Below are 13709 nucleotides of genomic sequence, written 5' to 3' on the forward strand. Positions count from 1 at the left end.
TTTCATTTAATGGCAAACCGCAAGACGGCTGATCTTCGACCGCCTTGCAGCTCATAGACCGGATTAGTCTAAATTATCTTCTGCGGTTTCAAAGTTTTGGATGACATCGTCTTTTTCATCTTCCACTTGTTCAGCAGCTTTCTTTTCTAATTCTTTGGCAGTTTGCTGTTCGGCAAATTTTGTCAAAGCATCAACAGTGATCAAATCATCGTCTTCATCGTCCATGTCGCGAAGTTCGATCTCTGTCTCTTCGATATCCAAGACACGCATGTCCAGACCTAGTGATTGCAATTCTTTCACCAATACGCGGAATGATTCCGGTACACCTGGTTTTGGAATTGGTTCACCCTTGACGATTGCTTCGTATGTTTTCACACGTCCGACTACGTCATCTGATTTGTATGTCAAGATTTCTTGTAAAGTATAAGCCGCACCATAAGCTTCCAGTGCCCATACTTCCATTTCACCAAAACGTTGTCCACCAAATTGGGCTTTACCTCCCAATGGTTGTTGTGTAACCAATGAGTAAGGTCCGATTGAACGTGCATGCAATTTGTCATCGACCATGTGAGCAAGTTTGATCATGTACATCACACCGACAGACACACGTCCATCAAATGGTTCCCCTGTACGTCCGTCGTACAGAACAGTTTTCGCATCGCTGGCCATACCGGCTTCACGAACTGTTTCCCATACGTCTTCATCACTTGCACCATCAAATACTGGCGTTGCTACGTGGATACCTAACTGACGTGCAGCCATACCCAAGTGTAATTCCAATACTTGCCCGATGTTCATACGTGAAGGCACCCCTAAAGGATTCAGCATGATATCGATTGGTGTTCCATCAGGTAGGAATGGCATATCTTCTTCCGGCATAATACGGGATACAACCCCTTTATTTCCGTGACGACCGGCCATTTTATCCCCTTCATGGATTTTACGTTTTTGAACGATATAAACACGAACTAACATGTTTACGCCTGGTGACAATTCATCTCCAGCTTCACGAGTAAAGATTTTCACATCGTGAACGATCCCGCCGCCGCCATGTGGTACACGTAATGATGTATCGCGGACTTCACGAGCTTTTTCGCCAAAGATCGCATGCAATAGACGTTCTTCTGCAGATAATTCTGTTACCCCTTTTGGCGTGACTTTCCCTACAAGCAAATCGCCATCTTGGACTTCTGCACCAATACGGATGATGCCCATTTCGTCTAAATCTTTCAATGCGTCTTCCCCGACATTAGGGATTTCGCGTGTGATTTCTTCAGGTCCTAATTTTGTATCGCGGGCTTCTGATTCATATTCTTCAATATGGATAGAAGTGTATACGTCATCTTTTACCAAACGACGGCTCATGATGATCGCATCTTCATAGTTGTACCCTTCCCAAGTCATGAAACCAACTAAAACGTTTTGGCCTAGAGCCATTTCGCCTTGTTCCATAGATGGTCCGTCTGCCAGAGTATCCCCTTTTTCGACTTTTTCACCTAAATGAACGATTGGACGTTGGTTGTAGCTTGTTCCGGAGTTTGAACGACGGAATTTCGTTACATCGTATTTATCTAATGCACCGTTGTCGCGGCGTACGCGGATTTCAGAAGCATCAACGTATTCAACGACACCATCATGTTTACATAACAAAGCAGCTCCTGAGTCATGCGCTGATTTGTATTCCATACCAGTACCAACCCATGGTGCTTGAGGATTGATCAACGGCACTGCTTGACGCTGCATGTTGGCACCCATCAAGGCACGGTTGGAGTCATCGTTTTCCAAGAAAGGAATACATGCTGTCGCAACGGCAACTACTTGTTTAGGTGATACGTCCATGTAGTCTACTTTATCAATAGATACTTCTAAGTTTTCACTTTGAGCACGAGCCATAACAACGTCTTGAGCAAATGTTCCATCTTCATTCAATGGGCTGTTTGCTTGGGCTACGATGTAATGGTCTTCGATATCTGCTGTCAAGTAGTCGATTTGGTCAGTAACACGACCTGTTTCACGGTCTACGCGACGATAAGGTGTTTCGATAAATCCGAATTTATTTACTTTCGCATAACTGGACAAACTATTGATCAACCCGATGTTTGGGCCTTCAGGAGTTTCGATCGGACACATACGGCCATAGTGGGAGTAGTGAACGTCACGAACTTCATAACCGGCACGGTCACGAGTCAATCCGCCAGGTCCTAAGGCTGAAAGACGACGTTTGTGTGTCAATTCGCCAAGAGGGTTTGTTTGATCCATGAACTGTGACAACTGAGAAGAACCAAAGAATTCTTTGATACTTGCCACAACTGGACGGATATTGATCAATTGTTGAGGTGTCAATGTTTCAGTATCTTGGATCGACATTCTTTCACGAACCACACGTTCCATACGTGCTAGACCGATACGGAATTGGTTTTGTAAAAGTTCACCGACTGAACGGATACGACGGTTTCCTAAGTGGTCGATATCATCGACATTGCCGATACCTTCCATCAAGTTCAAGAAATAGCTCATTGAAGCAATGATGTCGGCTGGACGAACCGTTTTTACAGCTGCTTCTGGATAGCCGTTTCCGATCACGTTTACTTCACGTTCAGGGTCTCTTGGTGAAAATACTTTGATGACTTGGACAGTCATTGGATCTGTGACCACACCGTCTTCTGATGGATAGTAAGTCACTGAATTTAGGCCATTATCAATGAAAGGAGCTAGTGTTTCCATGACTTGGTGAGTCAGAACTGTTCCTTTTTCAACGATGATCTCGCCTGTTTCTGGATCAACTAATGTTTCAGCTAATGTCAGATTCAATAGACGTGTTTTCAAATCTAATTTTTTGTTTACTTTGTAGCGACCAACGTTTGCTAAGTCGTAACGTTTTGGATCGAAGAAACGAGCATTCAGCAAGTTACGTGAGCTGTCTGCTGTTTTTGGTTCGCCTGGACGCAAACGTTCGTAAACGTCTTTCAAACCTTCTTCTGTTCTTGAGTCGCTTGCGTTTTTATGCAAGTCTTTTTCGACTGTATTGCGTAATGTTTCGCTGTCGCCGAAGATTTCAAAGATCGTATCATCGGAACCAAATCCTAACGCACGAACTAATACGGTTAAAGGAATCTTACGTGTACGGTCGATACGTACATAAGAGATGTCTTTTGCATCAGTTTCCATTTCTAGCCAAGCTCCACGGTTAGGGATAACAGTAGAACCGAATCCTTCTTTTCCGTTTTTGTCGACTTTTCCATGGAAATAGACACCTGGTGAACGGACTAACTGAGAAACGATTACTCGCTCTGCCCCGTTGATGATGAATGTTCCTTGTTCTGTCATTAATGGGAAATCACCGAAGAATACTTCTTGTGCTTTGATTTCGCCAGTCTCGCGGTTTGTCAAACGCAATGTTACATGTAATGGTGCAGAGTAGTTTGCATCATGCGCACGAGCTTCTGCTACTGTATACTTTGGTTCTTTCAATTCATAATCTACAAATTCCAAAGATAGATTGCCATTGAAGTCATCGATTGGCAAAATGTCTTCAAACATTTCTCTAAGTCCCTCATCTAAGAACCATTGGTAAGAGTCTGTTTGAATTTCGATCAAATTTGGTAATTCCAACACTTCACTGATTCTTGCGAAACTTCTACGTTCGCGATGTTTTCCGTATTTTACTACGTGTCCAGCCAAGCTCTTCACCCCTCTAAAATGTCATTCAAAAAGACTACCCGATCAATTGTTACAATAATATTTCAAATATTATTTTTAGGTAACAACAGACATTTTTTGCGGCTTTTAGGCAAAAAAAAACCAAAAATAGAACATTCTCTTGAAACCTTACTTCGTGAGCTTCTACTTTTGTTTCCTTATATTAAAGCCGAAACGGACAATATTTCGTTTCTGCCTTTTCTTCATCAGATAGTTTTTGCAACTTCATATACTACACTTATTTTCTATAAAAGTCAACACTTCCTGGCGTTTCTTCTGCTTTTTCGCAATATTTTCTTAATGTTTTCAATTTTATGTTTTCAATTATCTGACAATTCTTAATTGACAGACCTTTTTATCTCGGTTATACTTTAGAAAATTCATCTTGTGGAGGAACTTCTATGCGAACCAACATCAACCAAATCGCACCAACACAACTGAATAACTTTTACTTTAGCTACTTTAGATAGGTTTGTATTCATCATGATGGATACAAACGTTAAACGACAGTTTGTATCTATGATGGCTAAAGAACTTTGTATTGCAGCAAAAAGCCACGTAGACAAAATGCTAAGTGGCTGAGCAGTGAAAATACAAAGTAAAAGTATCAAGCATTCTACTTTTTCAATTTATTTTCCGACTTTTCAATCCATTTGGACATTTTGTCTGAATGGATTTTTTGTTTCCCAAAATTAAGGAGGAAAAAGAAATGAAAAAAAATATAATCATCGGATTAGGCGCTGCCCTGCTACTAGCTTTAGGAGGTTGCGCACAAAAAGACAATTCCGCAGAGGCATCAGATGGACAAAAAACAATTGGCGTATTGCAACTTGTACAACATAACTCGTTAGATGCTGCCTATAAAGGATTCAAAGAAGGATTAGCAGAAGAAGGGTATAAAAAAGGCGATAATCTAACAATCGATTATCAAAATGCCCAAAACAATCAAGACAACCTGAAAAGTATGAGTGAGAAACTCGTCAAAGAAGATCCTGATTTGCTACTTGGAATCGCCACTCCAGCAGCACAATCTTTATTAAATGAAACAACCACTATCCCGATGACTGTCACAGCGGTCACAGACTTGGAACAAGCCCATTTAGTCACATCCAATGAAAAACCTGGCGGCAATGTGACTGGCACGACAGATATGGTGCCAATCGAAAAACAAATCGGCTTACTGTTAAATATCGTGCCAGACGCCAAAACAATCGGCATCATGTATAACAACGGTGAAGCAAACTCTAAGATCCAAGCTGATTTGGCAGAAAAAGAATTGAAAAAAGCGGGCGTCAAAGTCAAAGTACTGACAGCAAATTCCACAAATGATGTCCAACAAGTGACGAAAAGTCTAGCTAAAGATGTAGATGGAATCTATATTCCTACTGATAACACGTTCGCAAGTGCGGCAAGTGTTGTCGGTGAAGTCGCAAAAGAAACAAAAACACCTGTCGTTGCTGGCGCAGTTGATCAAGTCAAAGACGGCGGTCTAGCAACAGTAGGAATCGACTACGAAAGCTTGGGCAAACAAACAGGGATCATGGCAGCAAAAATCTTAGACGGCAAGAAGCCAAGTGAACTTCCTGTCGAAACAGCGAATGATTTGGAACTGTATGTCAATAAAGACATGGCCAAAGCATTAGGCATCAATCCAGACAGCATCAAAGAAGCTGAATAAAACACAGGAGGATTCTCATGACAAATTTGCTCTCTCTTTTCTTATCATCTGCATCGCAAGGGGTCTTATGGGCCCTACTTGCGATTGGTGTATACGTCACTTTCCGTATCTTGGACATTGCCGACTTGACTGCTGAAGGAAGCTTCCCTTTAGGTGCAGGGATCGCGGCAGTAAGTATTACAAATGGCTATCATCCATTGACAGCTTGTCTTCTAGGCTTTTTAGGGGGTGCGGCAGCAGGGCTTGTTTCCGGACTGCTTCACACAAAATTGAAAATTCCCGCCCTTCTTGCAGGGATCATCACCATGACTGGTTTATATTCTGTCACATCCCGTGTGATGGGTGCGCCGAACATCTCTTTATTGGGTCAGCCAACGATCTTTCATTGGGTCGAGTCATTCGGCATAACAAAAGACAACGCTGTACTGATCGTCGGTCTGCTTTTTGCTTTGATCGTTGTATGTTTACTTGTTTTGTTCTTACGTACAGAAACAGGACTTGCTATTCGTGCAACTGGCGATAATCTGGCAATGAGCGAAGCAAACGGGATCAACACAGATAATATGAAGATCATCGGTTATATGATTTCTAATGGATGCATTGCTCTTTCTGGCTCCTTGCTTGCGCAAAACAACGGCTTTGCTGATTTGAATTCTGGTATTGGAACGATCGTAATTGGACTTGCTTCTATTATCATCGCAGAAGTTTTTTTACGTAACCAGCCACTATTTCTCCGTCTCTTGACTGTCGTTTTAGGTGCGGTCATTTATCGTTTTATTTTAGCGTTAGTCTTCGAACTGAATGTTGAACCAAGTGATTCGAAACTTGCTTCTGCTTTCGTGCTAGTGATCTGTCTTTCTTTCCCGCAGATCCAGCAAAAATTCCATTTACCTCAAAAAAAGAAAGGCGGTAGTGTCAAATGAATGACGTCTTAACATTGGAAAATCTCCATCATACCTTTGAAAAAGGAACGATCAACGAAAATCATGTCCTGAAAGGCATTAATCTTTCCTTAGATCCCGGCGACTTCGTGACGATCATCGGTGGAAATGGGGCTGGTAAATCTACTTTGCTGAACAGCATCGCCGGTACATTTTCTGTCGATCAGGGACAAATTTTATTGAATGGAAAAAATATCACGAAAAAATCTGTTGTCGAACGTTCGAAATCCATCAGTCGCGTATTCCAAGATCCTAAACTAGGGACAGCCGTTCGTTTAACGGTAGAAGAAAACCTCGCTCTTGCTATGAAACGAGGAAAAAAACGCGGCTTCTTCCGTGGTGTCAAACCACAAGACCGAACATTTTTCAAAGACCAGCTGGCTCGGCTGAATTTGGGTTTGGAAAATCGTTTATCCTCAGAAATCGGTTTGCTGTCTGGAGGACAACGTCAAGCTATTACGCTATTGATGGCCACATTACAGCGTCCAGAACTGATCTTATTAGATGAACACACTGCAGCGCTTGACCCTGCTACTTCCAAAAGGGTGATGGAATTGACAGAAAAGCTGATCACTGAGCAGAATCTCACTGCTTTTATGGTCACTCATGACATGGAAGACGCGATCCGCTATGGGAATCGACTGATCATGCTGCATCAAGGAAGGATCGTCGTAGATATCCAGCAAGAGGAAAAACAGCAGCTCACAGTGCCCCAATTATTAGCGTTGTTCAAACAAAACAGCGGCACGGCATTAAAAGACGATCAAGTACTTTTATCTTCATAATCAGAAAGAGGCTGGGACAAAAAAATGAACGCCCACCCTCTTCTTTTTTCTCTTTCCTTCTTTCGTTTTTGCTTTATGTATCAACCGTTGTTTCTTCGAAAACTATTTTGTTCTCTCCTTCTTCCTGATAGAATGGATGGGAAAGGAGCTTGATGCCATGACAACGAAAGACAAGGTACTTCAATTATTGAAAAAGACACCAGATTTTCTTTCCGGAGAAAAGTTGGCACAGCAACTGGAAGTTTCCCGGACAAGTATTTGGAAAGCCATCAAAGAATTGGAAAAGGCAGGCTATCGTTTTGAGCACGGGCCTACAGGGTATCGTTACCTGCCCTCTGACGTACTAGATGCAAAAGAAATCCAGCAAGAGCTACGGTCGTTTATTCCTGATTTGAAAGTACAAACGATGTTGACTTCTGAATCTACGATGAAAGATGCCAAACTGGCAGCAGCTCAAGGAGATTCTGTTTCGAAGTTATTTGTTGCTGATACACAAGAACAAGCTCGTGGACGTTTTGGACGGCCTTTTTTCGCTGAAGCTGGACGAGGAATCTACATGAGTCTCTTGCTCCATCCAGACAAACGGTTTGATGAATTGCCTCAATATACGATCATCGCAGCCAGTGCCTGTGTGAAAGCCATTGAATCTGTAACCGGTCGTTCTGCTTCGATCAAATGGGTCAATGATATCTACATGGATGGAAAAAAAGTCTGTGGGATTTTATCTGAAGCAGTCAGTGATATGGAAAGCGGCAGGATCAGTCATATCATCATTGGGATCGGGCTTAATTTTTCTGTTCCTCAAAATCATTTTCCAGCTGATCTCCAAGAAAAAGCCATCTCTGTCTTTCCCGACGGACAAGCTAGTGTCACAAGGAATCAGCTAATCAGCAAAATCTGGCGAGAATTGTTCACTTATCTTTCTCACCCAGAAAAAGCGTTGGACTTCTATAAAGAAAAATCATTCGTATTGGGAAAAACCGTGTCGTTCAATCAAAAAGGAACGACTTATGTCGGTCTTGCAAAAGAAATCGGTGATCATGGCGAACTGATCGTCCAAACAAATGAACAGGAGATGAGTTTGTCTTCTGGCGAAATCAGTCTCACATCTATCCGTACGCAATAATTATCAGATTTCACAAAAGGACACCTGATCTCATACAGTGTCCTTTTTTCTGAATTCTCTTCAAAAGACTCTCCTTATTCTATCAGCTGACAGTTTCTCTATCCTCTAGAAAAAGGTATTCTAAAAATATCTATAAAGCATGGTACACTTTCTTTAAATGAATCAATGCAAAAAACAAGAAAGTCATCAGTTTACACGATCAAAAGAGATAGCAGGCCGCTTCCTTTTTCAATCTTATAGATAGACCATGGGTAACGATAAAAACAAAAAAGAACTTGCGACTTATTTTACCGTAAGTTCTTTTTTAGCTAGTGCCTTAATCTCTTAATCCCAACAAACGTCTCGCATAGATCACCTGACCAGAGTGCATAGCAGCATCATCAATAATAGAAACGAGACGCATTCCTCGTGTGACTGGTGGTGTCCAGTTCTCGTCAATTACTTCATCTAGCTCGGAAGGTTCCAGCCTTCTTAAGTAAGAAATAGCAAAATCAGCAGCTCCTCGCAAGTATCCTAGCAGATCTTCTATTTGATTAGCTTGGATCTGCTTTGCTTGTTCCAGACTATGCTTCCAATCTTGTTCGTTATCTGCTATCGTCATCGGAAACCGGCTTTCCCAGTCTTGACTATGCCAAATTGGAGAGATTCCTGCTAAATCAGCAATCTGGAAATCTAATTCTCGAGCGGTATGCCAAGCCAGCCAAGTCATTGATTTGATCTGCGGGGCTCTATCTTCCACTGGAAAACGATTGGCCTCCTCAATAGAGACGCCTTCAAACAAACGTTCAAACCGATCGTATGCCCGATCCACACTCTCGCATAGCATATCTAAATAATCCATTTATTTTCCTCCTTTTTATTTATCCTACTTACTTTTTCCTAATTCTAGGATACCTACTTATATGTTACTACACACCCTTATTTTTTACACTTTAACAGTCACCATCATCAATAGTTTGGAGATTGAAAGAAAAAGATAGTGTCGAACTATCAATTGAACAAGAAGCAACAATATGAACGTTTCATTAATATTCTATAAATAAACAATGATTTTTCAAACGAACAGTTTAAGACTAGGAGAAAAAGAGTATAATAGGAAAATGTTTGAAAGGAAAGGAAGGGGAAAAATGAAAAAAGGGCAAGTTTACTAGTCCTAGTTGCTTTGTTGTTCAATATCTTTTCGTATGGTGTGGCCGTTTCAGCGGAAACATACATTCCTAAAGACCCTGGGAATATTTATAATGATCTAACTGGTAACTATGGCTTGTTAGGAATTGCTAGTCAATTCCACGTATTTGCTAAAAATAAGACAACTGTGAATGCACATACAGACGGAAATATAGCAACACATGAACTTGATGCAAAAAATAATTTTGGTACAGAGCTTCATGAAGGTTTATTGAACCAAGAAATAAATTATATACAAAAAACTGATTCTTTCGCTAATTCTTCAGGCATACCTACAGGTGGCACAAGAATGAATAAATTTGTCGTTGGCAGTAACGTGGATGTAGCACTTCAAGATGGTCATCCTACAGTCAATGGATCCAGGCTTGATCACTTAACTCCAGATGATTTTTATAAAGATCGTGCTGGGCATGAATATATTGATTTCGAGCAGGAATTTGCTAAATTGAATGTAGCAGCAAATGATCTTGCAACCATCACTCCAGCTAAAACATATACTGCTGCAGATTTTCCAGACATGAACAATCGGACAATCGATTTAACTGGTTTATCAGATACCGGGTTTTTATTGGTAAATATCGATGCAGAAGTGTTAACGATGAATACGCCACTTCAAATCATCAATCCAAATGATCAAGTAGTTGTATTTAATGTCATCAACAGTTCTTCTGCATTGAACGTACAGTCACCAATCAAATACAATGATCGTTCAAATCATGAAACAGAAGATTTTTCGGATGCGAATATCTCTTGGAATTTTGGAAATGAGATGACTGATTTGACAATCAGTGCTCCTTTTCAAGGAACAATCCTTGCGCCTAATGCTACTATCCGCATTACTCAAAACCAAGACGGAACGATTATAGGGACAAATGTGATTTTAGATGCAGCTACCAATCGTTGGGATCCTAACGAAATATTTATCAGCGACAATGGTACAGATACGACAGACACAAGCGACAGTACAGATACCTCTACCACAAGTGATAGCTCAGATTCAACAACTTCAAGCGATAGTACAGATACTACCTCTACCACAAGTGATAGCACGGACACGTCAGCTTCAAGCGATAGTACAGATACTACCTCTACCACAAGTGATAGCACGGACACGTCAGCTTCAAGCGATAGTACAGATACTACCTCTACCACATGTGATAGCACGGACACGTCAGCTTCAAGTGACAGTACAGATACATCTACCACAACAAGCGATAGCTCAGATTCATCAACTTCAAGTGACAGTACGGATACATCTACCACAACAAGTGATAGCACGGACACATCAGCTTCAAGTGACAGTACAGATACTACCTCTACCACAAGTGATAGCTCAGATTCATCAACTTCAAGCGATAGTACAGATACTACCTCTACCACAAGTGATAGCACGGACACGTCAGCTTCAAGCGACAGCTCAGATTCATCTACCACTACAAGTGATAGCACGGACACGTCAGCTTCAAGCGACAGCTCAGATTCAACTACCACTACAAGTGATAGCGCGGACACGTCAGCTTCAAGCGACAGCTCAGATTCAACTACCACTACAAGTGATAGCACGGACACGTCAGCTTCAAGCGACAGCTCAGATTCATCTACCACTACAAGTGATAGCACGGACACGTCAGCTTCAAGCGACAGTACAGATACAATCTCTACCACAAGTGATAGCTCAGATTCATCAACTTCAAGCGATAGTACAGACACGTCGTCTACCACAAGCGATACACGTCATGCAAGTGTCTCCTTCTCAAAAACAAGTTCGGATAACAGGACGAACTTTAACTTAACTAATAAAACAAGCAATGACAATGGAAACAAATCAAAAAGAGCACTTCCTAAAACTGGAAGTCAATCGAATAATTGGATAACACTCGCAGGCGTTATATTACTTGTAATCGGTTTAAGAATCACTTTTATGAGTTATAAGAAATCGAAAAGGTAAAAAAATATTCAAGATAAAAAAGAGCAACGTCGCTAGCGGACGTTGCTCTTTATTTTTGCTTTTTATCATAAATACAAGAACTACAATTCAATTTGTCAAAAAACACGTAGATTTCCTTTTGAGAAATTTATTTACGTATCGAACCTTTCCCTATTCAGTCTTTGCGATCCAAAATCAGTTGGGTAAGGGAAAAGAGATTCTCTTTTGTTCGAAGAGAGGTGGCAGGTAATTTCTTTATTTCCTTCAAAGCCTTTTCTGTGTAAGAGGCCGCTAACTTCCTAGCTTCTTCCACGCCTCCTGTATGTTCAACGATTTTGCGTACGGCGTCGACATCTTCTTCTGTCATTGCCGCTTTCTTCTCTAAATAAGGTAGTAGCTTTGGTTTGTTTTTTTGCAAAGAGTAGATCAACGGTAAAGAATAGACCCCTTGACGCATGTCTTCTAGTACAGGTTTGCCGATTTCCTGGCTCTCTTTTGTATAATCTAAAATATCATCGATAATCTGAAAGGCCATCCCGATAGAAAGTCCGATATCTCCTGCTTTTTTTGCGAAGCGCTCGCTTGTTCCACTTTCAAAAGCGCCAACAGAACAACTTAATTGGAACAGTTCAGCTGTCTTACCTGAAATATTTTCCAAATATTCTTTTACAGAAAGTTCATAATTATAGCGATCATCCATCTGCCCTAATTCGCCATTCAATACTTTTTCCATACTGCGAGAATTCAATTGGAGACTTTTCAAGGAAGTGGAGTAATCAGACAATAGTTTAAAACAGCAGACAAATAAATAGTCTCCTGCATAGACAGAAACGACATTACCAAACTGACTACGGATATTAGGCTGACCACGTCGCAGATCCGCTTCATCAACGATATCATCATGGATCAGTGTGGCCGTATGGAGCATTTCGATAGAAGCTGCCAAAGCGATGGCTTTGTCTCGATCTTGCTCTGGTCCAAATTGTGAGAACAATAGCTGATAGGCAGGACGCAACAGCTTTCCGCCGGCATGGATCGTTTCTTTGATTGCTTGTTCGACAGGTTTGTTTTTCAGGCGGACAGTTTCTTCCATCCGTTTTAGTGTTTCTGTCAATTCTTTACTTAAAGCAGGATAGTTTTCCCACATTGGATGTAGCTTCATAAAAAAACTCCTTGTTTGACGATTATTTTTTGGTAAACATTGGGCTCCATTTTTGTTTGGTTCCCTGCTCATAATCTTTTTGGAATCGTTGAAGTGTCTGCACATGTCGTAAAAGATAATTCGCTGCGATCCCGATTGCAATCCCTGATAAAATCCCTAAAACTGAAAGGACTGGCAAGTACAACATGACTGTCCATGATTGTGCAATGAAAGAAGCCATCAAAAGCTGTCCGACATTATGCATGAAACCGCCGGCCGCACTAATTCCGATGATACTGACACGTTTTGGTCCTAATTGCTTGACCAATAACATTCCAAAATAACTAAGCAAAGCACCACTCATACTATAAAGGAATGTGGAAATCGTTCCGCCTAGCAAAGTAGTCAGGAATAGTCGTAGCCAAAGTAGTAAGAAGCTGTCTCGTTTTTTCATGGTAAAAATGGCAACGATCGTGATTAGATTGGCTAAGCCTAGTTTTGCACCAGGCGCAAAAGAAAAAGGATAAGGGATCATATTTTCCAATAAACCAATGATCACTCCTTGTGCAACAAGTAGCGAAATATAAATCATTTTTTGTAATTTACTCATGGTGTGTGAAGGTCTAATAAATCAGACTGTCTTCGTCACCCCCATCTGTTGATCGGACCTCGATCACTAATTTATGTGGTAAACAAACAATGGTTTCGCCATTTTTCGTTGCCCAGCCTCGACGTACGCAGATCTGGTCATCGCAATCTGCTTCTTTTATCCGTACTCGATCGCCATCTATCTCGATCAAGTTATAATCTCCGTGTTCATCTTTGTAAGTATATGTGTAGCTCTCTTCTCCAGCCATCAAAGGGAATGTTTTGATTTCTGTGCCATCCACACGCAGTACCGCTTCTTTTTCTGCTGTTGCGGTGTTTTGCTGAAGACCAAAAATCATGACTGGTAAAAAAGAAAGAACAGTCAAAAGCAAAATAATAAAAACATCCCAAGGTTTGAGCAGACTTTTTTCAGCAAATTCTTTAAGGCTCATTTTTGTTCTCCTTTTTCCAGATTAACTCACCCAATTTTAGCATAAAAACAAGAGGTTGTGGCACCTGTGTCTTGCTTTGAGTAATAAGAACGAAGAATAGAAAACAGCTTTCCATGTTTTCTAATTCTTTAGGCTTATTACCGAGAAGCAGCAGGTAGAACACCGTTTATAACAAGAGGTTGTG

Annotated in this window: 10 protein-coding genes; 5 read left to right on the top strand and 5 right to left on the bottom strand. The window is 41.0% G+C overall.

Going from position 1 to position 13709, the window contains the following annotated elements; genetic code table 11:
* Positions 1 to 63: 63 nt before the first annotated feature.
* Complete coding sequence (gene rpoB / locus IGL15_RS13645; RefSeq protein WP_002295964.1) at positions 64 to 3681, bottom strand: DNA-directed RNA polymerase subunit beta; 3618 nt, start codon at positions 3679 to 3681, stop codon at positions 64 to 66.
* A gap of 727 nt (positions 3682 to 4408) precedes the next feature.
* On the opposite strand from rpoB, the gene IGL15_RS13650 reads away from it, so the two are divergent.
* The 4 genes from IGL15_RS13650 to IGL15_RS13665 all read left to right on the top strand — a co-directional run bounded on the left by IGL15_RS13650 (position 4409) and on the right by IGL15_RS13665 (position 8229).
* Entirely contained in the window at positions 4409 to 5377 is a 969-nt protein-coding gene (locus tag IGL15_RS13650) for an ABC transporter substrate-binding protein (RefSeq protein ID WP_104765196.1), read from the top strand.
* Positions 5378 to 5394: 17 nt separating this feature from the next.
* A complete protein-coding gene (locus IGL15_RS13655; RefSeq protein ID WP_104765197.1) occupies positions 5395 to 6300 on the top strand; it encodes an ABC transporter permease in 906 nt (301 codons plus the stop codon).
* Positions 6297 to 7103 (top strand): ABC transporter ATP-binding protein, encoded by an 807-nt coding sequence (locus tag IGL15_RS13660; RefSeq protein ID WP_002307814.1) that lies wholly within the window; start codon positions 6297 to 6299, stop codon positions 7101 to 7103. Before IGL15_RS13655 ends, IGL15_RS13660 begins: the two co-directional genes overlap by 4 nt.
* A 157-nt stretch (positions 7104 to 7260) precedes the next feature.
* Complete coding sequence (locus IGL15_RS13665; RefSeq protein WP_104765198.1) at positions 7261 to 8229, top strand: biotin--[acetyl-CoA-carboxylase] ligase; 969 nt, start codon at positions 7261 to 7263, stop codon at positions 8227 to 8229.
* Between the two features lie 316 nt (positions 8230 to 8545).
* On the opposite strand, the gene IGL15_RS13670 is transcribed toward IGL15_RS13665, so the two are convergent.
* Positions 8546 to 9070, bottom strand: a complete 525-nt coding sequence (locus tag IGL15_RS13670; protein ID WP_002300075.1) for a mycothiol transferase — start codon at positions 9068 to 9070, stop codon at positions 8546 to 8548.
* Between the two features lie 321 nt (positions 9071 to 9391).
* Here IGL15_RS13670 and scm point away from each other — a divergent pair, with 321 nt between their 5' ends.
* Positions 9392 to 11365: a collagen-binding MSCRAMM adhesin Scm gene (gene scm / locus IGL15_RS13675; protein WP_438767993.1), complete on the top strand. Its 1974-nt coding sequence runs from the start codon at positions 9392 to 9394 to the stop codon at positions 11363 to 11365.
* 154 nt (positions 11366 to 11519) lie between these two features.
* On the opposite strand, the gene IGL15_RS13680 is transcribed toward scm, so the two are convergent.
* From IGL15_RS13680 to IGL15_RS13690, 3 genes are read right to left on the bottom strand one after another with little or no spacing between them, the layout of a single operon-like run.
* A complete protein-coding gene (locus IGL15_RS13680; RefSeq protein ID WP_002289380.1) occupies positions 11520 to 12506 on the bottom strand; it encodes a polyprenyl synthetase family protein in 987 nt (328 codons plus the stop codon).
* Positions 12507 to 12528: 22 nt separating this feature from the next.
* A complete protein-coding gene (locus IGL15_RS13685) occupies positions 12529 to 13095 on the bottom strand; it encodes a Gx transporter family protein (RefSeq protein ID WP_002289378.1) in 567 nt (188 codons plus the stop codon).
* A gap of 13 nt (positions 13096 to 13108) precedes the next feature.
* The gene (locus IGL15_RS13690; RefSeq protein WP_002298268.1) at positions 13109 to 13525 is read right to left on the bottom strand and encodes a NusG domain II-containing protein; all 417 of its coding nucleotides are present in this window, start codon (positions 13523 to 13525) and stop codon (positions 13109 to 13111) included.
* Positions 13526 to 13709 lie beyond the last annotated feature (184 nt).

It is taken from the genome of Enterococcus sp. DIV0436a (assembly GCF_051711605.1).
Taxonomy (GTDB): domain Bacteria; phylum Bacillota; class Bacilli; order Lactobacillales; family Enterococcaceae; genus Enterococcus_B; species Enterococcus_B faecium.

Excerpts from the sequence above, each read along its gene's own strand:
- IGL15_RS13670 (WP_002300075.1), bottom strand. The coding sequence starts at position 9,070 with ATGGATTATTTAGATATGCTATGCGAGAGTGTGGATCGGGCATACGAT.
- IGL15_RS13665 (WP_104765198.1), top strand. The coding sequence starts at position 7,261 with ATGACAACGAAAGACAAGGTACTTCAATTATTGAAAAAGACACCAGAT.
- IGL15_RS13690 (WP_002298268.1), bottom strand. The coding sequence starts at position 13,525 with ATGAGCCTTAAAGAATTTGCTGAAAAAAGTCTGCTCAAACCTTGGGAT.
- IGL15_RS13660 (WP_002307814.1), top strand. The coding sequence starts at position 6,297 with ATGAATGACGTCTTAACATTGGAAAATCTCCATCATACCTTTGAAAAA.
- IGL15_RS13680 (WP_002289380.1), bottom strand. The coding sequence starts at position 12,506 with ATGAAGCTACATCCAATGTGGGAAAACTATCCTGCTTTAAGTAAAGAA.
- IGL15_RS13650 (WP_104765196.1), top strand. The coding sequence starts at position 4,409 with ATGAAAAAAAATATAATCATCGGATTAGGCGCTGCCCTGCTACTAGCT.
- IGL15_RS13685 (WP_002289378.1), bottom strand. The coding sequence starts at position 13,095 with ATGAGTAAATTACAAAAAATGATTTATATTTCGCTACTTGTTGCACAA.
- IGL15_RS13655 (WP_104765197.1), top strand. The coding sequence starts at position 5,395 with ATGACAAATTTGCTCTCTCTTTTCTTATCATCTGCATCGCAAGGGGTC.